General features: G+C 69.3%; 15 protein-coding genes. 6 read left to right on the top strand and 9 right to left on the bottom strand.

The features are described from left to right. Positions 1-75: 75 nt before the first annotated feature. The 4 genes from ASG53_RS06320 to ASG53_RS06305 all read right to left on the bottom strand — a co-directional run bounded on the left by ASG53_RS06320 (position 76) and on the right by ASG53_RS06305 (position 5,811). Positions 76-1,878 (bottom strand): dipeptide ABC transporter ATP-binding protein, encoded by a 1,803-nt coding sequence (locus ASG53_RS06320; RefSeq protein WP_056129844.1) that lies wholly within the window; start codon positions 1,876-1,878, stop codon positions 76-78. Continuing rightward, positions 1,875-3,599 carry an ABC transporter substrate-binding protein gene (locus ASG53_RS06315; protein ID WP_056129842.1) on the bottom strand — a complete coding sequence of 575 codons (1,725 nt, stop codon included), beginning with the start codon at positions 3,597-3,599 and terminating at the stop codon, positions 1,875-1,877. The genes ASG53_RS06320 and ASG53_RS06315 overlap by 4 nt, the downstream gene beginning before the upstream one ends. Before the next feature lie 191 nt (positions 3,600-3,790). Then, positions 3,791-4,873, bottom strand: coding sequence for an ABC transporter permease (locus ASG53_RS06310; protein WP_200945451.1), 1,083 nt, complete (start codon positions 4,871-4,873; stop codon positions 3,791-3,793). Next, on the bottom strand, positions 4,870-5,811 hold the full coding sequence (locus tag ASG53_RS06305; RefSeq protein WP_056129838.1) for an ABC transporter permease: 942 nt from the start codon (positions 5,809-5,811) through the stop codon (positions 4,870-4,872). The genes ASG53_RS06310 and ASG53_RS06305 overlap by 4 nt, the downstream gene beginning before the upstream one ends. A 415-nt stretch (positions 5,812-6,226) precedes the next feature. On the opposite strand from ASG53_RS06305, the gene valS reads away from it, so the two are divergent. From valS to ASG53_RS06275, 6 genes are all read left to right on the top strand, one after another. Next, positions 6,227-8,950, top strand: a complete 2,724-nt coding sequence (valS, locus tag ASG53_RS06300) for a valine--tRNA ligase (protein WP_056130832.1) — start codon at positions 6,227-6,229, stop codon at positions 8,948-8,950. A gap of 106 nt (positions 8,951-9,056) precedes the next feature. Further along, complete coding sequence (locus tag ASG53_RS06295) at positions 9,057-10,856, top strand: AMP-dependent synthetase/ligase (protein ID WP_056129835.1); 1,800 nt, start codon at positions 9,057-9,059, stop codon at positions 10,854-10,856. Between the two features lie 44 nt (positions 10,857-10,900). Next, positions 10,901-11,356, top strand: a complete 456-nt coding sequence (locus ASG53_RS06290; RefSeq protein WP_056129833.1) for a hypothetical protein — start codon at positions 10,901-10,903, stop codon at positions 11,354-11,356. 75 nt (positions 11,357-11,431) lie between these two features. Further along, on the top strand, positions 11,432-12,226 hold the full coding sequence (locus ASG53_RS06285; protein ID WP_056129830.1) for a transporter substrate-binding domain-containing protein: 795 nt from the start codon (positions 11,432-11,434) through the stop codon (positions 12,224-12,226). 5 nt (positions 12,227-12,231) lie between these two features. Beyond that, positions 12,232-13,089: an amino acid ABC transporter permease gene (locus ASG53_RS06280; RefSeq protein WP_200945450.1), complete on the top strand. Its 858-nt coding sequence runs from the start codon at positions 12,232-12,234 to the stop codon at positions 13,087-13,089. After that, the gene (locus tag ASG53_RS06275; protein ID WP_056129822.1) at positions 13,086-13,898 is read left to right on the top strand and encodes an amino acid ABC transporter ATP-binding protein; all 813 of its coding nucleotides are present in this window, start codon (positions 13,086-13,088) and stop codon (positions 13,896-13,898) included. The genes ASG53_RS06280 and ASG53_RS06275 overlap by 4 nt, the downstream gene beginning before the upstream one ends. A gap of 187 nt (positions 13,899-14,085) precedes the next feature. On the opposite strand, the gene ASG53_RS06270 is transcribed toward ASG53_RS06275, so the two are convergent. The 5 genes from ASG53_RS06270 to ASG53_RS06250 form a co-directional block, all read right to left on the bottom strand. Next, positions 14,086-15,282 carry a baeRF2 domain-containing protein gene (locus ASG53_RS06270; RefSeq protein WP_056129820.1) on the bottom strand — a complete coding sequence of 399 codons (1,197 nt, stop codon included), beginning with the start codon at positions 15,280-15,282 and terminating at the stop codon, positions 14,086-14,088. 354 nt (positions 15,283-15,636) lie between these two features. Further along, positions 15,637-15,987: a chorismate mutase gene (locus ASG53_RS06265; RefSeq protein WP_082543828.1), complete on the bottom strand. Its 351-nt coding sequence runs from the start codon at positions 15,985-15,987 to the stop codon at positions 15,637-15,639. Next, the gene (gene clpX, locus ASG53_RS06260; protein WP_056129816.1) at positions 15,984-17,264 is read right to left on the bottom strand and encodes an ATP-dependent Clp protease ATP-binding subunit ClpX; all 1,281 of its coding nucleotides are present in this window, start codon (positions 17,262-17,264) and stop codon (positions 15,984-15,986) included. The genes ASG53_RS06265 and clpX overlap by 4 nt, the downstream gene beginning before the upstream one ends. Positions 17,265-17,471: 207 nt before the next feature. After that, positions 17,472-18,170, bottom strand: a complete 699-nt coding sequence (locus ASG53_RS06255; RefSeq protein ID WP_056129813.1) for an ATP-dependent Clp protease proteolytic subunit — start codon at positions 18,168-18,170, stop codon at positions 17,472-17,474. 45 nt (positions 18,171-18,215) lie between these two features. Then, complete coding sequence (locus tag ASG53_RS06250; RefSeq protein ID WP_056129811.1) at positions 18,216-18,839, bottom strand: ATP-dependent Clp protease proteolytic subunit; 624 nt, start codon at positions 18,837-18,839, stop codon at positions 18,216-18,218. Positions 18,840-18,891 lie beyond the last annotated feature (52 nt).

Raw genomic sequence — 18,891 nt, 5'->3', positions numbered from 1 at the left:
ACGCACGCGAACATCGCGCGACTCAGCGCATGAGCAGCGCGCGGTTCAGCACCCGCGCATCACACCGCTCAGCGCTCACCGCGTGAGCGTCAGCCAGTGCGCGCGACGCTCCGCCTGGACCGTGGGGTCCGCCACGGGCGCGGCCGCGAGCAGCCGCTGCGTGTACGGGTCCTGCGGGGAGCCCAGGACGTCGCGCGTCGGTCCCTGCTCGACGATCCGCCCCTGGTGCATCACCGCGACGCGACCCGTGACCCGCTCGACGACAGCCAGGTTGTGCGAGATGAACAGGCACGAGAAGCCGAGCCGCTGCTGCAGGTCCGCGAACACCTCGAGGATGCGCTGCTGGACCGACACGTCGAGGGCGCTCGTCGGCTCGTCGGCGATGAGCACGTCAGGGTCGAGAGCCACAGCCCGCGCGATCGACACTCGCTGACGCTGCCCGCCCGACAGCTCGTGCGAGAACCTGTCGGCGAGGTCTGGCGAGAGCTGGACGATCTCGAGCAGGTGCGCGACGCGGTCGCGGAGCTCAGACCCGCGCAGCGAGGTGTGCAGACCGAGGGGCTCACCGATCGCCTGCGCGATGGTCCAGCGGGGGTTGAGGGTCGAGGCGGGGTCCTGGAACACCACACCGACGCGCTTGCGCACGGCCAGCTGCTCTTTGCGGGACGCCTCGCGCAGGTCCACGTCGCAGACCCGCACCGAGCCGGAGGTCGCCGGCACCAGACCGGCGAGCACCTGGCCCACGGTCGACTTGCCGGAGCCGGACTCCCCCACCAGGCCGAGCATCTCCCCGCGGTCGATGCGCAGCGTCACACCGTCAGCAGCGTGCACGGGCGCCGAGCGGCGAGCGCCCGGGTAGACGACGTGGAGGTCGCGGAGGTCGACGGGCGGTGCTGCAGGTGCAGGCGACGGAGCCGCAGCGGCCCGCGTGTCGCTGGCGGTCGTGGTGGTGGAGCGACGGACCGGCGTCTCTGGGTCTGCTGCGTCGAGCACCTCCGCCTCGGGCAGCGCGCCGAGCCGAGGCACGGCGTCGAGCAGCTCTCGGGTGTACGCGTCCTGGGGGTCTGAGAACAGCGTCGCAGCCGGTGCCTTCTCGACGACCAGCCCGCGGCGCATCACCACGACGTCGTCGGCGAGGTCGGCGACCACGCCCATGTCGTGGGTGATGAGCAGGATCGCCATGCCGCGCGAGTCCCGCAAGGACCGCAGCAGCTCGAGGATCCCGGCCTGGACCGTCACGTCGAGCGCCGTGGTGGGTTCGTCGGCGATGAGCGCGACGGGGTCGGCGCTCAGTGCCATCGCGATGAGCGCGCGCTGGAGCTGTCCGCCCGAGAGCTGGTGCGGGTACGAGCGGGCGACCCGCTCAGGGTCGGTCAGCCCGACCTCGTGGAGCAGCTGGAGCAGGCGCTCGCGCGCCTGGGCGCGCGAGATCTTGGCGTGGGTGCGGACGGCCTCGATGATCTGCCACCCGATCGTCAGCACGGGGTTCCAGGCGTTCATCGGCTCCTGGGACACGAGCCCGACGACACCGCCCCGGACACCCCGCAGGGTGTCCGAGGATGCGTCGACGAGCTCGACGGGTCCGCCGTGGCGGGCACCGTCGTGCGCGGGCTCGCTACCGAGGTGCTCGGCGTCGAGCCGGATGCTGCCGGCGACAGTCGCCGTCGCCGGCAGCAGCCCGAGCACAGAGAACGCCGTGACGCTCTTGCCCGAGCCGGACTCGCCCACGAGGGCGAGCACCTGCCCGCGCTCGAGCGTCCAGGAGACCCCACCGACGGCGGGAGTGTCCTGGCCTTCGAACCGGACGGTCAGCCCGTCCACGGTGAGGAGGGGCACCGTGCTCTCGGCGTTCTTGGCGTTCTCTGTGGTCGTGGTCACTGGCTCAGCGATGCCTTGAGGTAGTTCGGGTAGGCCGGGAAGGCGGGGATGTAGAAGTTCTGCACGTTCGAGCCGTGCAGGAACGAGTTCCGCGTGTAGATGAGCGGGACGACGGGCGACTGCTCCATGATCGCGCGGTCGGCCTGGGCCCAGAGGGCGCCGGCCTTCTCGACGTCGATCTCGGCGGTCGCCTGGGCGATGAGCTCGTCGACGGCCGGGTCGGAGAAGCGGGCCAGGTTGTAGCCGCCGTTGCCGATCTGGCTCGAGTCGAACAGCGGCTGGATGTTGCCGTTCGCGCTCGGGAAGTCCGGCTGCCACGAGCTGATCGTCAGGTCGTACTCACCCGTGCCCTGCGTGAGGGTCTGGACCGCGGCGAGCTGCGCCTCAGGCTTGATGGTCACCTGGAAACCAGCACGCTCGAGCCCCTGCTCGACGGCCTGCGCCTGCGAGAGCGACACGGAGTCGTCCTCGGAGAGCAGCACGAGCTCACGGCTGGTCGGGTCCCAGCCGGACTCCGTGAGGAGCTCCTTGGCCTTGTCGACGTCACCGGCCGCGTCGGCCTCGTAGAGGTTGAAGTCTTCACGGCCCTCGATGCCCGGGGTGATGAGCGTCGTGGCCAGAGCCCCGCCGGTCTCTCCGCCGGAGGCGACCTGGAAGGCCTGCTTGTCGACCGCGTACTGGATCGCCTGACGGACCTGGACGTTGTCGAGGCCCTCCCGCTCGGTGTTGATCGCGAGGTAGGCGAGCGCCCCCGCGTCGGAGGTCACCAGACGCTCCTTGGCGGAGGGGTTGTTCGCGACCTGCGCGAGCTGGGCCGGCGGGACGAAGCTCGCACCGAAGGCGTTCTTGTCGTCGCCCGCGTCGGCGATGAGGCGCTGCGCGGTGACAGTCGCGTCCTGCCCGAGGGAGAACACGATCGAGTCGGGTCCGGCCGTGCGGACATCGTCGCTCTCCTCGGTCCACTTGTCGTTGCGCTCGAGGGTGACCGAGACGCCCTGCTTCGTGTCGACGACCTTGTAGGGGCCCGACGCGACAGGCTGCTGCGTGTAGGTCGCGATGTCGTCCTGCGCCTCGGGGACCGGTGCGAAGGCCGGCTGCGAGACGATCCACGGCCAGTCGCCGTAGGCGGACTTCAGACGGAAGATGATCGTCTTGTCGTCCGGGGTCTCGATCGACGGGAGGTCGCCGCCCGTGTAGGGGCCCGCGTACTCGTCGCCGCCCTCGAGCAGGCTCTTGTGGTAGCTCAGACCGCCCGAGAGCTCAGGCGCGAAGGACCGCTCGATGCCGTACTTGATGTCGGCCGACGTGATCGGCGTGCCGTCCTCGAAGAAGATGTCGTCCTTGAGGGTGTAGGTCCACGTCTTGCCGTCGTCGGAGACGGTGCCCGTGTCGGTCGCGAGGTCAGGGACCACGACGCCGGGCTTGCCGGGCTCGACGCCCCAGGTGGTGAGGCGTCGCTCGACGAGGCCGAGGGTCGTGATCGCGAGGTTCTGGCTCTTGGCCGGGTCCCAGTTGATCTCGGTGGCCGACGTGAGGATGGTCATGGTGCCACCCTTCTCCGTCGTGCCCGTCGAGCCCTGGGTGCTCGGGGCGGTCGCGTCGTCGTCGCCACCGTTCGCGTTGCAGGCGGTGAGGGTGAGCGCGAGGACTGCGGTCGCGGCTGCGGCCTTGAGGAGGGTCGGGCGCGCAGCGCGGGTGCTGCGAGGTCGTGATGCGTTCATCGGGGGTCGTGCCTCTCGAGGAGCTGGTGCTTCGGGGTGCGCTCGCGCGGTGTCGCGCGGCGCCAGGTCACGGGGCGCGCTGAGTCAGCGCTGTGTACATCGCTGCATGACCAGCGACCTGAGCACGGCGGGACCAGACGTCCCAGACTTCCCAGACGTCCCAGTGCGTCGCACGACCACCTGGGCGCGGCTCATGAGCGCGCCCTCGGGTCGAGGACGCCGTAGACGAGGTCGACGACGAAGTTCGCCACGATGATGATCGCGGCCGAGAAGAGCGTGACGCCGACGAGGATCGGCAGGTCGAAGTTGCCGACGGCGTCGAGCAGCAGCGAGCCGAGACCGGGCATCGAGAACACCCGCTCGGTGATGACCGCGCCGCCGAGCAGCGACCCGAGGTCCAGGCCGAACAGCGTGATGACAGGGATCATCACGTTGCGCAGCGCGTGCCGGGTGATGACCCGACCCTCGGTGAGCCCCTTGGCGCGGGCCGTCCGGATGAAGTCCTGTCCCATGACGTCGAGCATCTGGGCGCGGGTGAGCCGGGCGTAGACGGCTGCCGAGAGCAGCGCGAGCACGGTCCACGGCAGCACCAGGTGCCACGCCCAGTCGAGGGGGCTCTCGGTGAAGGGCACGTAGCCGGACACCGGGACCATGTCGAGGGTGAAGCCGAACAGCAGGATCGCGAGCAGACCCACGAGGTAGCTGGGGGCAGACACACCAGCGATCGCGCCGAGGATGATCAGACGGTCGACGGCGGTCCCGCGCTTGATCGCCGCGACCACCCCGGACACCACACCGACCAGCAGCCACAGCACGGCGGCGCCCACGGCGATCGAGACCGTGACGGGCAGGCGGCTGATGATGAGGTCGGTCACCGACTCGTTGAGCCTGAAGGAGTACCCGAGGCACGGTGTCGCGCACTCGATGGCTGTCGCGCCGGCCCCGAAGGTCCGCCCCGCGAAGATCCCGCCGAGGAACAGCAGGTACTGCTTCCACGGCGGCTCGTCGAGGCCCATGTACCCGCGGGCTGCCTCGAGGCGCTCCGGCGTGCACGGACGACCGCAGGCGAGCTGGGCCGGGTCTGCCGGGAGCAGGACGAAGACGGCGTAGGTGAGCGCCGAGACGATGAGCAGCACGACGACCATGCCGCTCGCCTTGCCGAGCACGAAGCGTGCCGTACGCGCCGCGCTCGTGCCGATGCCCGCCGTCCGGGCGGCTGCGGTGCTGCCGGGGCCCTCGACGACAGGTGTGCTGGAGTGCTGGTGGTCGCTCATGAGCGGACCCCCCTCGAGCGCGGGTCGAGGGCGTCGCGGAGGCCGTCGCCGAAGACGTTGAAGGCCAGGGTGATGAAGAACAAGGCCGCTCCGGGGAAGACGAGGTACATCGGCGTGACCGAGAACCAGGTGACGGCGTCACCGATCGACCGGCCCCACGACGGGGTCGGCGGGGCGACACCCACACCGAGGAAGGACAGCGCCGCCTCGGAGCCGATCGTGGCCGGGATGGTGATCGTCGAGAACACGACGATGGTCGCGCTGAGGTTCGGCAGGATCTGCTTGAACAAGATGTGGCTGTGCCGGGCGCCGAGGGCTGTCGAGGCGCGGACGTAGCCCTGCTTGCGCAGCGAGAGCACCTGACCGCGGACCACCCGGGCGATCGACGCCCACCCGAAGAACCCGATGATGAGCACGAGCAGCAGCACCCTGGGGAAGGACACCGGGACGATCGCGCCGAGGGCGATCATGAAGATGAGGCTCGGGAACCCGAACATCACGTCGATGACGCGGCTCGCGAGGGTGTCGACCCACCCTCCGAAGTACCCCGCGACGAGCCCGACGACAGTCCCGAGGAGCATCGCGACGACCGTCGCACCGAGCCCGACCACGAGCGACGTCCGCGAGCCGTGCACGACGATCGAGAAGAGGTCGCGGCCCGTCAGCGGCTCGACGCCGAACCAGTGCTCGGCGCTGATGCCGCCGCCGAAGCCGGCCGGCGCACCTGACGCGTCGAGCGCGTCGAGGTGGTACGTGTACGGGTCGTTGCCCGACAGCGAGGAGAGCAGCGGCGCGAAGATCGCGACGAGCAGGAAGAAGACGATCGTGACGAGACCGGCGACGGCGAGGCGGTCGCGGCGCAGACGCGCCCACAGCGAGACGCTGCGAGAGGTCTTGGCGGTCGTCACGGGCCCGATGATGTCGCGGTCGATCGACATGGGCGGTGGGTTCCTTACAGGGTCGGCGGAAGAGAGTGGCGGCGGCTGAACCGACAACACATCTCGTTCACGATTGCTTCCCTGGTCTGCGGAGGCCGGTGGTCCGGCGTGCTCTCGACGACCCGTCGAGAGGTGGAGCGTGACTGAGTGCGCTCGGCGCACTCCGTCCCCACACGATACGTCACGGGACCGCCTGTCCTGCCAGACGTGACGCGGTTCTCACCCGGTGAGACGACGGGGCGACCACGGGCGCAGGATCCCCGTTCTCCTCCCTCGGACAGCGCGTCCACCCTGCGGGACGGCCCCGGTCTGGCCGCTGACGAGCCGGACGCCACGGGACGCGGGAGACGTCCTGGCCGTCCACAGGCCGCGCCGGAATCCCAGAACCTCCTGCGCATCTGGAAAGATGGCCCCCATGAGCTCACCCGACGTCTCCGCACCTGTCCCCGAAGCGCCCGACACCCGACCCGTGGTCGCGACGGTCAAGCAGGTACCCGAGAAGGTCAGCCTCGACGGTCTCGAGGGTCGCTGGGACTCCGCCTGGGCCACCGAGGGCACCTACACCTTCGACCGCAGCGCCGAGCGCGCCGACGTCTACTCGATCGACACCCCTCCGCCGACAGTCTCCGGGTCGCTGCACGTCGGGCACGTCTTCAGCTACACCCACACCGACGTCGTCGCCCGCTTCCAGCGGATGCGCGGCAAGTCCGTGTTCTACCCGATGGGCTGGGACGACAATGGCCTGCCGACCGAGCGCCGCGTGCAGAACTACTACGGCGTCCGCTGCGACACCTCGCTCCCCTACGTCGAGGGCTACGAGCCCCCGCTGCAAGGAGCCGAGGGCAAGAGCGTCAAGGCGGCCGACCAGCAGCCGATCAGCCGCAAGAACTTCATCGAGCTGTGCGAGCGCCTCACCGCCGAGGACGAGCAGCAGTTCGAGGCACTGTGGCGCTACCTCGGCCTGAGCGTCGACTGGGCGCACCACTACCAGACCATCGGGCAGCCGGCCCAGGCGGTCGCGCAGACGGCCTTCTTGCGCAACCTCGCCCGCGGCGAGGCCTACCAGGCCGAGGCCCCAGGTCTGTGGGACGTGACCTTCCAGACCGCCGTGGCCCAGGCCGAGCTCGAGGCGCGCGACTACCCCGGGCACTTCCACAAGATCGCCTTCCACGCGGCCGACGGCTCCGAGGTGGTCATCGAGACCACCCGCCCCGAGCTGCTCCCCGCCTGCGTCGCCCTCATCGCGCACCCTGACGACGAGCGCTACCAGCACCTCTTCGGCACCACGGTCACCTCGCCGCTCTTCGGTGTCGAGGTGCCCGTCCTCGCCCACACGCTCGCCGAGCGCGACAAGGGCGCGGGCATCGCGATGTGCTGCACCTTCGGCGACCTCACCGACGTGCAGTGGTGGCGCGAGCTGCAGCTGCCGACCCGGTCGGTCCTCGTCCGCGACGGCCGCATCACCCGCGAGCTCCCCGAGTGGATCACGAGCGAGCAGGGCACGGCGCTGTTCTCCGAGATGCTCGGCAAGACGACGTTCTCCGCACGCACCGTGGTCGTCGACGCGCTCCGCGAGTCGGGCGACCTCAAGGGCGAGCCCGTCGCGACCCAGCGCAAGGCCAACTTCTTCGAGAAGGGCGACAAGCCCCTCGAGATCGTCACGAGCCGCCAGTGGTACATCCGCAACGGCGGGCGCGAGATGCCCGGCCGCGACCTGCGTGCCGAGCTGCTCGCCCGGGGCGCCGAGCTCAACTTCCACCCCGAGTTCATGCAGGTCCGCTACGAGAACTGGGTCGGTGGCCTCAACGGTGACTGGCTCGTCTCCCGCCAGCGCTTCTTCGGTGTGCCGATCCCGGTCTGGTACCCCGTCGACGAGCACGGCGAGCCGCAGTGGGACTCGCCCATCGTCCCCGACGAGGCGATCCTGCCGATCGACCCGTCCTCCGACGTCCCGGCCGGCTACACGGCCGAGCAGCGCGGCCAGGCCGGCGGCTTCGTCGGCGACCCCGACATCATGGACACCTGGGCCACGTCGTCCCTCACCCCGCAGATCGCCGGCGGCTGGCTGAGCGACCCCGACCTCTTCTCCCGCGTGTTCCCGATGGACCTGCGCCCCCAGGGCCAGGACATCATCCGCACGTGGCTCTTCTCGACGGTCGTCCGCTCGCACCTCGAGCACGGCTCGCTGCCGTGGACCGACGCCGGGATCTCCGGCTGGATCCTCGACCCGGACCGCAAGAAGATGAGCAAGTCCAAGGGCAACGTGGTCACGCCGATGGGTCTGCTCGAGGAGCACGGCTCCGACGCCGTCCGCTACTGGGCCGCCTCGGCACGCCTGGGTACCGACGCCGCCTTCGAGGTCGGGCAGATGAAGATCGGTCGCCGCCTGGCGATCAAGGTCCTCAACGCGAGCAAGTTCGCGCTGTCCTTCGCCGGCGAGGACGACCTAGTGCTCGACCCGGCGCTCGTCACCGAGCCGATCGACCGGGCGATGCTCGCCGGTCTGGCCGACGTCGTCGACCGTGCCACGGCCGCGCTCGAGGGCTACGACCACACCAAGGCCCTCGAGGTCTCCGAGACCTTCTTCTGGACCTTCTGCGACGACTACCTCGAGCTCGTCAAGGACCGCGCCTACGGTGCCGGTGCCGAGGCCACCGACGTGACCGCCGAGACGCTGTCCGCCCGGACCGGTCTCGCGATCGCCCTGGACACGCTCCTGCGTCTCTTCGCCCCCGTGCTGCCCTTCGCGACCGAAGAGGTCTGGTCCTGGTGGCGCGAGGGATCGGTCCACCAGGCCGCCTGGCCCACCTCGGACGGCCTGCGCACAGCCGCTGCCGGCACGGACCTCTCGGTCCTGACGGCCTCGGGTCACGCCCTCGCGACGCTGCGCAAGATCAAGTCCGAGGCGAAGGTCTCGATGCGCACGCCGATCCTGCTCGCCGAGCTCGCCGTGCCGCGGGCCTCGCTCCACGCGATCGAGTCGTCGATGGTCGACCTGCGCGGAGCCGGCCGGGTCACCGGCGAGCTCCGCCTGGACATCGCCGCAGACGGCCAGGGTGACCCGGCCGTGCAGGGCGGGATCGTCGTCGTGCGCTCCGAGCTCGGCGAGGCCGAGGCCAAGAAGCCTCGCGGAGCCTGACCTTCTCGACAGCCCGGGGGCGGGCAGCAGCGTCCGCCCCCGGACTTCAGCACCACCCGGACGTCAGCACCACCCGCCCTGCCCGATCGCCAGCAAGGATGCCCGCATGATCGAGTTCTCCTCCCCCAGCCTGACCGACGCACCGCACAGCTCGTCGATCAACACCCTGCTCGCCGACCGTGTGCGCAGGGACGGGGGCGGCGTGCTCATCGAGCGCAAGACGCACCTCGGTGACGCCTGGCAGCCCGTGACGGCCCAGCAGTTCGCCGACCAGGTGCTCGCCACGGCCAAGGGGCTGCTCGCGCGCGGCATCGAGGTCGGCGACAGGGTCGCGATCATGTCGCGCACGCGCTACGAGTGGACCCTGCTGGACTTCGCGGTGTGGGCCGTGGGTGCCGTCCCGGTGCCTGTGTACGAGACCAGCTCGGCCGACCAGATCCGCTGGATCTGCGGAGACGCCGGTGTGCGCCTGGCCCTCGTCGAGACCTCGACCCACGCCTCGCTCGTCGAGGAGGCCCGCACGACCCTCCCCGAGCTCACCGACGTCCTGGTCATCGACGACGACGCCGTCGACCAGCTGCGGCTCTCGGGAAGCAGCGTCGACACGGCCGAGGTCACCGCGCGCAGCGAGGCCGTCGTGGGCAGCGACCTCGCGACCATCATCTACACCTCGGGCACGACAGGACGCCCCAAGGGCGCGGAGCTCACCCACCGCAACTTCGTGTTCCTCACCCGCAACGGCGTCGAGGGTCTCGGCGACATCTGCGCGGTGCCCGGGGCACGGTCGCTGCTGTTCATGCCGCTCGCCCACGTCTTCGCCCGCTTCGTCCAGGTCTTGTGCGTGACGTCGGGCGCCGTCATGGGACACACCCCTGACACCCGCAACCTGCTGCCCGACCTCGCGACCTTCCAGCCGACCTTCTTGCTGGCCGTGCCGCGCGTCTTCGAGAAGGTCTACAACTCCTCCGAGCAGAAGGCCGGCAGCGGCGCGAAGCTGCGGCTCTTCCGCTGGGCCGCCAAGGTGTCGATCGCGATGTCCGAGGCGACCTCTGGAGGACCTGGTCCCTCGGCCGCCCTCAAGGCGCAGCACGCCCTCGCGAGCGCGCTCGTGTACTCCAAGCTGCGGTCTGCCCTCGGCGGCAAGGCGCAGTACGCGATCTCGGGCGGGGCCCCGCTCGGCGAGCGGCTCGGCCACTTCTACCGTGGGATCGGTCTGACGATCCTCGAGGGCTACGGCCTCACCGAGACCACCGCGCCCACGGCCGTGAACCGCCCCGGGCTCATCAAGATCGGCACGGTCGGCCCGTCCTTCCCCGGCACGAGCACCAAGATCGACGACGACGGCGAGATCCTCATCGGTGGCGAGCACGTGTTCCGCGGGTACCGCAACAACCCCGAGGCCACAGCCGAGGCCCTCGTCGACGGCTGGTTCCGGACCGGCGACCTCGGGTCCCTCGACGACGACGGGTACCTGCGCATCACCGGCCGCAAGAAGGAGATCATCGTGACGGCGGGGGGCAAGAACGTCGCCCCCGCGATGCTCGAAGACCGCTTCCGCGGGCACCCTCTCGTCAGCCAGTGCGTGGTCGTGGGCGACCAGAAGCCGTTCATCGCCGCGCTCGTGACCCTCGACGCCGAGATGCTCCCCGGGTGGCTGCGCAGCAAGGGCCTGCCGTCGATGGACGTCGTGGCTGCCGGCAAGCACCCGGCCGTCCTCGAGGCGCTCCAGCGTGCCGTCGACAGGACCAACGAGGCTGTGTCCCGCGCCGAGTCGATCCGCAAGATCCACGTGCTCAGCACAGACTTCACCGAGGCGAACGGCTACCTCACCCCGTCGCTCAAGGTGAAGCGTGCCAAGGTCCTCGCCGACTTCAGCGACGAGATCGCCGCGATCTACGCGGGGTGAGGGCAGGGTGACTGACGATCAGACCTGATGACGAGACCGCGAGCATGACCAGCGACCCGCGGGACCGCTTCGACGTGTCGATCGACAGGGTCGTCGCGGGTCCTGACGACCTCGCGGTCCAGCTGCCTCTCGTCGCGCGCGTGCTGCGGACCGTGCCTGGCCCCGACCGACCGGACTACAGCATCGCGGCGCTGCGGCGACCGCTGCGGCTGCGCAGCACCGTCGACCTGCTCACCGCTGCGGGGGTCGACCTCTCCGGAGCCGACCCTCGCACGACGAGCGTCCTCGACGACGGCTCGGTCGTCGGGCAGGTCTACGGCCTGGTCTTCGCCCCGCGCACAGCGGGTGTCGTGCTCGCCGAGGTCGCGCGGTGGGGAGGGAGCGTCGAGGTCGCCACGGCGCTCGTGCTGGACCCGAGCCAGATGTCCGACAGGTCACTGAGGCTCGAGAAGATCTTTTACGCGGCTGTCACGTCGGTCACTGTGGGCTCTGCGGCCTGAGTCCTCGCACAGCAGCCCGAGTGAATATGTATCATGGGACATGAATACTCAACCACTCGGCCTCTGAGGTGTCCCATGAACACAGCACGTAGCGCAGCAGCCCTCGTCGCCCTCGGCGGCCTCCTCCTCGCAGGATGCTCGTCCTCCGACGACGCCAGCTCCGACGGCACCGCCGCAGACGGGTCGATCGCGACCATCGCGTCGGGCAAGCTCACGGTCTGCACCAACCCGCCCTTCGAGCCCTTCGAGCTCGAGAAGGACGGCGAGATCGTCGGTTTCGACATGGCCCTCGTCGGCGAGGTCGCAGCAGACCTCGACCTCGAGCTCGCGCCGCTCGCGACAGGCTTCGACGGCATCGAGTCTGGTGCGGCCCTCAACGCCGGCCAGTGCGACATCGTGGCCTCGGGGATCACCATCACGGACGAGCGCAAGGCCAACATGGACTTCTCGGAGCCGTACTTCGACGCCGACCAGGGTCTCCTCGTCGCCGAGGGCTCCGACCTCTCGACCCTCGAGTCCCTCGAGGGCAAGACCATCGCCGTCCAGGTCGCCACGACAGGCGCCGCCTGGGCCGAGGAGAACGGCCTGCAGAGCGTCGTCTTCGACGACCTCGGTGCGCAGGTCCAGGCCCTCCAGACCGGCCAGGTCGACGCCGTCGTCAACGACGTCGCGACGCTCTCCCCCTTCATCAGCGACGGCTTCGAGGTCGCTGCGAACTTCTCGACGGGTGAGCAGTACGGCTTCGGCGTGAAGAAGGGCAACACCGCCCTGGTCAACGCCATCAACACGACGCTCGTCCGCCTCGAGACCGCCGGCACCTACGACGAGCTGTACACCGAGTGGATCGGGACCGCGCCCGCCGAGGGCTGAGACTCATGACGACACCCGAATCAGCGCCCTCCACCGTCGCGCCCCGCGCGACGGTGGAGGCTCGTACCCGGATGAGCCCGCGCAAGCGTGCGCGCATCTCCCGCGGCATCCAGTACGGCCTCCTCGTGGTCGCCGTCGTCGTCCTCGCGGTCTCGATCGACTGGGGCCGCGTCGGCGACCAGATCTTCAACGTCGAGGCAGCCCAGGACCTCTTCCCGAAGATCCCCCGGGCCTTCCTCAACACCCTGATGTACACGGCCGCGGCCTTCGCCGTCGGGCTGAGCCTGGGGACTGTGCTCGCCCTGATGAAGCTCTCGTCGGTCGGCGTCTACCGCTGGCTCGCGACGATCTACATCGAGTTCTTCCGCGGCATCCCCGCGCTGCTCGTCGTGATCGCCTTCGCCTACGCCGTGCCGATCGCGCTCGGGGTGTCGATCTCCTCGCTCACCCTCAAGGCTGCGCTCGCCCTCGGCATGGTGTCCGCCGCGTACATCGCCGAGACCCTGCGCGCCGGGATCGAGGCTGTCCCCCGCGGTCAGATCGAGGCGGCCCGGTCTCTGGGCATGTCCCACGGACGCACGCTGCTGACCGTCGTCATCCCGCAGGCCTTCAGGATCGTCCTGCCCCCCATGACCAACGAGATCATCCTGCTCACCAAGGACACCTCGCTGATCTACCTCATGGGTCTGCTCCCGACCCAGTTCGACCTCACCAAGATCGGCCGCGACGCGCTCTCGAGCGGTTCAGGCGGTGGGCTGACCGGTCTGTTCGTCGCCGGCATCGGCTATCTCTGCATCACGATCCCGCTCGGCCTGCTGGCCCGCTGGCTCGAGAAGCGCACCGGGAAGGGATCGCGCTCATGACCCTCACACCTCCAGCGGCGGCCGAGGGGTCCGCGGCTGATGCTGCGCCCGTGGTCCAGGTCCGCGACCTCCACAAGAGTTTCGGCGACAACCTGGTGCTCCGCGGCATCGAGCTCGACGTCACCCCCGGTGAGGTCGTCTGCGTGATCGGCCCCTCGGGCTCGGGCAAGTCGACGCTGCTGCGCTGCGTCAACCAGCTCGAGAGCGCGACGTCGGGGACCATCACGGTGCTGGGCACCGAGATCACCGACCCGGACATCAACATCGACGCCGTGCGCCAGCACGTCGGCATGGTGTTCCAGCAGTTCAACCTGTTCACGCACCAGACCGTTCTCGAGAACTGCACTGTTGCGCAGCGCAAGGTCCTCAAGCGCTCGAAGGCCGAGGCGACGAAGGTCGCGCTCCACAACCTCGAGCGGGTCGGTCTGGCCGACCGCGGCAGCGCGCACCCGACGCAGCTCTCGGGCGGTCAGCAGCAGCGCGTCGCGATCGCCCGGGCGCTGAGCATGGACCCGTCGATCATGCTCTTCGACGAGCCCACCTCGGCGCTCGACCCCGAGCTCGTCGGCGACGTGCTCTCGGTCATGCGCGACCTCGCGCAGCAGGGCATGACCATGATCGTGGTGACGCACGAGATGGCCTTCGCCCGGGAGGTCGCCGACCGCGTCGTGTTCATGGACGGCGGCGTGGTCGTCGAGTCCGGGCCGCCCGCACAGGTGATCGGCGACCCGCAGGAGCCGCGCACCCGCGCCTTCCTCGACAGGGTGCTCAACCCGACGCACACGGACGAGGGGCCGTCTGCGGCGTAGAAGACCTAGCCAGCGCAGGCGCAACTGCTGCCTGACGGACGCCAGCACGAGAGAGAGCGGCGGTGACCACCAAGGTGGTCACCGCCGCTCTCTCTCGTGCTGTGTCGTGCTGTGTCGTGCTGTGTCGTGCTCGTCAGCGTCAGCGTCAGCGTCAGCGTCAGCGTCAGCGTCAGCGTCAGCGTCAGCGTCAGCCGAGATTCTCGATGCGGCCTCCGTCAGAGGACATGCTCGGGGCGAGCTCGTCCCCGGGTGTCCCGCTGTCGTGCCAGCGGAGCAGCGCGCCGACACCGTCGACGAGCGACAGCGACTCTGCCGGGACGAAGGTCAGGCCGGAGTCCTGACCGAGAGCAGCACGGACCAGCGCGATCGTCGCCGGCAGCTCGTGCTCGTCCGTCACGGCCCCGAGGTCCGCCAGGTCGTCGCGCGAGGCGGCGATCTCCAAGGGCTCGGCACCGACCCACACCGAGCGGCCGTCCAGCTCGGAGCCTGGCCCGTACTCGTCCGAGAGCAGCAGCTCCTTCACCTGGCCGCGTGCGAGGACCGCGATGACGTCGGCGAGACCGGTGACTCCCCCGGTGCTGCGACCGTGCTCGAGCCGGAACTCGTCGAGAACCTTCTCCCGGCGTTGGACGCGGAAGGCCTCCAGAGCCTCGGTGATGTTGGCCTCGAAGGCATCTTCGTTGACCCCGTGCCCGCGGGACCCGCCAGCGACGTCGACGACCAGCTCGGCCGTCTTCTTCTGGAGCGCTCCCTTGAGCAGTGCGACCGCTCGGACGTCTCCGCTGAGCAGCAGGACCTCCGGGCGGTGCGCAGCCACCTGACGGTCGACCTCGGCGGCGACGGCCTCGGCGTTGCGCTCCCAGGAGTCTTCCGCACGGGACTCGATGCGCTTGTGCGACAGCCCTCCCGAGCTCGCCTTGTTGACGACGTCGTGCCCGCCCTCGACAGACTCGTGCTCGGCGTACGGCAGATGTCCCCCGGCCTCGGACCACGTGAGGTCCGCACCGAGGCGGTCGACGACGATCCTCAGGTAGTCGACGGACTCGTCAGCGGCTCCTGCAGCCTGCAGCAGCGCAGGGAAAGGGCCGTAGGTGCCCTTCTGGACCGCGGGAGGCGTCTTGGTGACCCTGTCGACCAGCAGACCTGTCTCGTCGGCGACGACGACCCGGCCGTGCGGACCACCGACCCGGGTCGGCCGGACGATCTCCTCGCCGATCGTGTCGAGCACGGGCGCCGTCGCACCGTCCTTCTCGAGCGATCTGCGGACGCTCTTCCACCTGTTCTCGACCTCGCGGTCGCCTTCGCCTGACCTCGTCGCGTCGATGTACACGGTGACGAACGGTCCGGGTGCGCCCAGCAGGGGCTTGAGCCAGTCGATCTTCATCCAGAGTCCTCGCAGCTGTCTCGTCGGGACGGACAGCCGCGGTCCGGGCTGCCCGGACGACCCAGTCTGTCGCACCTCACCCGGTCACGCCAGTGGCCAGGGGTGAGCACCAGACATGCACCGGTGGGCGGCCCGACACCCCCACGTCGAGACGTCCAGCAGGTGGGCACGGCAGCCACCAGGCACAGCGCGCAGCGGCACGCAGCCTGTCTGGGGCGCGCAGCGGCACGCAGCCTTCCTGGGTCGCGCCGCGAGACGCGGAGCCCTGACCGCACTGCTCGGACCAAACCGCGGGCCAACCAGGACCAGAGAACCCAGCCAGAACCGGGGCGGGCCAGCCGCGGTCAGGTCAGGTCAGGAGAACGTGTCGAGCACAGTGTCCTGACCGCGCTCGGCGGCGATCGCAGCGTGCCGCCGGACGACCTCGCTGACGATGAAGGACCGGAACTCCTCGGCAAAACGCTGGTCGAGCCCAGCCTCCGCAGCGATCCGCCCGAGCCGCTCGATCTGCTGGCTCTCGCGCAGCGGGTCGGCGGGGGCGACCCCGCCCTGCGCCTTGAGCTCACCGACGCGCTCGGTGCACTTGAAGCGCTCCGCGAGCAGGTACATCAGCGACGCGTCGATGTTGTCGATGCTCCCCCGCAGCCGCAGGATCTCCGTGCGGATGCTCGGGTCCTGCGTGGGGTCGCTCGGCTGCTCGGTCACGCGCTCTTCTCGCGCGGGGCGTTCTTGCCTAGGTCGGAGCGTGGCACGAGCGTCGGGTAGACGTTCTCGAGGACGGCCTCACCGGTGACGACCACACGCTCGACGTCGTCGCGGCTGGGGACCTCGAACATCACCTGCTGGAGGACCTCTTCCATGATCGCGCGCAGACCTCGTGCACCGGTCCCCCGGAGCAGGGCCTGGTCGGCGATCGCGGCCACGGCGTCGTCGGTGAACTCGAGCTCGACCCCGTCGATCTCGAACATCCGCTGGTACTGCTTGACCAGTGCGTTGCGCGGCTCGGTGAGGATCCGCACGAGCGACGTCTGGTCGAGCGGGGTGACCGTCGTGATGACCGGCACGCGCCCGATGAACTCGGGGATGAGCCCGAACTTCAGCAGGTCCTCGGGCATGACGTCACCGAAGGCATCTGTCGCATCCGCGGTGTGCAGGGGTGCGCCGAAACCGATGCCGTGCTTGCCGGCCCGGGACGAGATGATCTCGTCGAGTCCTGCGAAGGCACCGGCGACGATGAACAGCACGTTCGTCGTGTCGATCTGGATGAACTCCTGGTGCGGGTGCTTGCGTCCGCCCTGCGGCGGGACCGAGGCCGTCGTGCCCTCGAGGATCTTCAGCAGCGCCTGCTGGACGCCCTCGCCCGAGACGTCACGGGTGATCGACGGGTTCTCCGACTTCCGGGCGATCTTGTCGACCTCGTCGATGTAGATGATGCCTGTCTCGGCCTTCTTGACGTCGTAGTCCGCAGCCTGGATGAGCTTGAGCAGGATGTTCTCGACGTCTTCGCCGACGTAGCCGGCCTCGGTCAGCGCTGTCGCGTCGGCGATCGCGAAGGGGACGTTGAGCATCTTCGCGAGGGTCTGCGCGAGATACGTCTTGCCACAGCCCGTCGGGCCGATGAGCAAGATGTTGGACTTCGCGATGTCGACCTGGGCCGCGTCGTCGCCGACAGAACGCGCTCCCTCGCCCGCCTGGATCCGCTTGTAGTGGTTGTAGACGGCCACAGCGAGCGACCGCTTCGCGCCCTCCTGGCCGATGATGTACTGCTCGAGGAAGTCGAAGATCGCCCGCGGCTTGGGGAGCTCGACCATGCCGACCTCGGCCGCCTCGGTGAGCTCTTCTTCGATGATCTCGTTGCAGAGGTCGATGCACTCGTCGCAGATGTAGACCCCAGGGCCTGCGATGAGCTTCTTGACCTGCTTCTGGGACTTCCCGCAGAAGGAGCACTTCAGCAGGTCAGCGCCGTCGCCGATGCGTGTCACGCCGTCTCCTCCCGGGACCGCCCCGGTCGGGTGCGGATCATGGCATCCAGCCCGCCCCGCTCACGTCCTCGGGACTGCTGGTCGAACATCTTCCATTGCACACCATCGGAGCGCCAAAGTCAGCATGGCGCTCCGACGGGTGCACGGTATCTCACCCCCGGTCGCTGCCGGGGTCACGCTCTCAGGGCTGGTCGGCCCTCGTCGTGGTCAGCCCTTGTTCTGGATCGCCGACTTGCGGCTCTCCAGGATGCTGTCGACCAGGCCGTAGTCGACGGCCTGCTGGGCCGAGAGGATCTTGTCGCGCTCGATGTCCTTGCGGACCTGCTCGACGTCCCGCCCGGAGTGCAGTGCCAGGGTGCCCTCGAGCCACTCGCGCATGCGGATGATCTCGTTGGCCTGGATCTCGATGTCCGAGGCCTGGGCGTAGCCGCCACCCTCCATCGCGGGCTGGTGGATCAGCACGCGAGCGTTGGGGAGGGCCAGGCGCTTGCCCGGGGTTCCCGCGGCGAGCAGCACGGCGGCAGCCGAGGCGGCCTGCCCGAGGCAGACCGTCTGCACCTGGGAGGTGATGTACTGCATCGTGTCGTAGATCGCCGTCATCGCGGTGAAGGAACCACCGGGTGAGTTGATGTACAGGATGATGTCGCGGTTCGGCTCCTGGCTCTCCAGGACGAGCAGCTGCGCCATGACGTCGTCCGCCGAGGCGTCGTCGACCTGGACACCCAGGAAGATGATGCGGTCCTCGAAGAGCTTGCTGTACGGGTCCTGGCGCTTGATGCCGTAGGCCGTGCGCTCTTCGAACTGCGGGAAGATGTACCGCGACGACGGCGAGCCGTACGGCATCGCCACGCCGCCCGCACCAGCGAGACGCTGCGCGGTGCTGATGAACTGAGACTCGGTGCTCATGGGTCTACTCCTCAAAGGTCTTCAAGTGATGGGGGCGGAGCCGGCTCAGGAGCCGGTCGTGCCGCCGCCGCCGGCGACAGACCCGGCGTGGGTCACGACGTGGTCGATGAACCCGTACTCGAGCGCCTCAGGAGCGGTGAACCAGCGGTCGCGGTCGGAGTCGGTGTGGATCTGCTCGGTGCTCTTGCCCGTCTGCTCGGCGATCAGCTCGGCCAGCACGCGCTTCATGTGGAGGATGAGCTCCGCGTTGATGCGCACGTCCGTGGCCGTACCGCCGATGCCGCCCGAGGGCTGGTGCATCATGACGCGGGCGTGGGGCGTCGCGTAGCGCTTGCCCTTGGTGCCCGAGGAGAGCAGGAACTGCCCCATCGAGGCGGCCATGCCCATCGCGACCGTCGCGACGTCAGGCTGGATGAACTGCATGGTGTCGTAGATCGCCATGCCCGCGGTGATCGACCCACCGGGAGAGTTGATGTACAGGAAGATGTCCTTCTCGGGGTCTTCCGCTGCCAGGAGCATCATCTGGGCGCAGATGGCGTTCGCGTTGTCGTCGCGCACCTCCGAGCCGAGCCAGATGATCCGCTCCTTGAGAAGGCGGTTGTAGATGCTGTCGTTCAGGCCCAGGCCTGCCACGTCTCCGCGGGCTGCCACTGGCATCTGCTCGTTCACGCGAACTCCTTCTTCGTGCTGCTGACCCTTGCTTGTTGTGACCCTAACGCGA

It is taken from the genome of Sanguibacter sp. Leaf3 (genome assembly GCF_001425965.1).
GTDB lineage: Bacteria > Actinomycetota > Actinomycetes > Actinomycetales > Cellulomonadaceae > Sanguibacter > Sanguibacter inulinus.
Note: the sequence above shows the minus strand (reverse complement) of the source record. Positions and strands in the feature narration are given on the sequence as shown.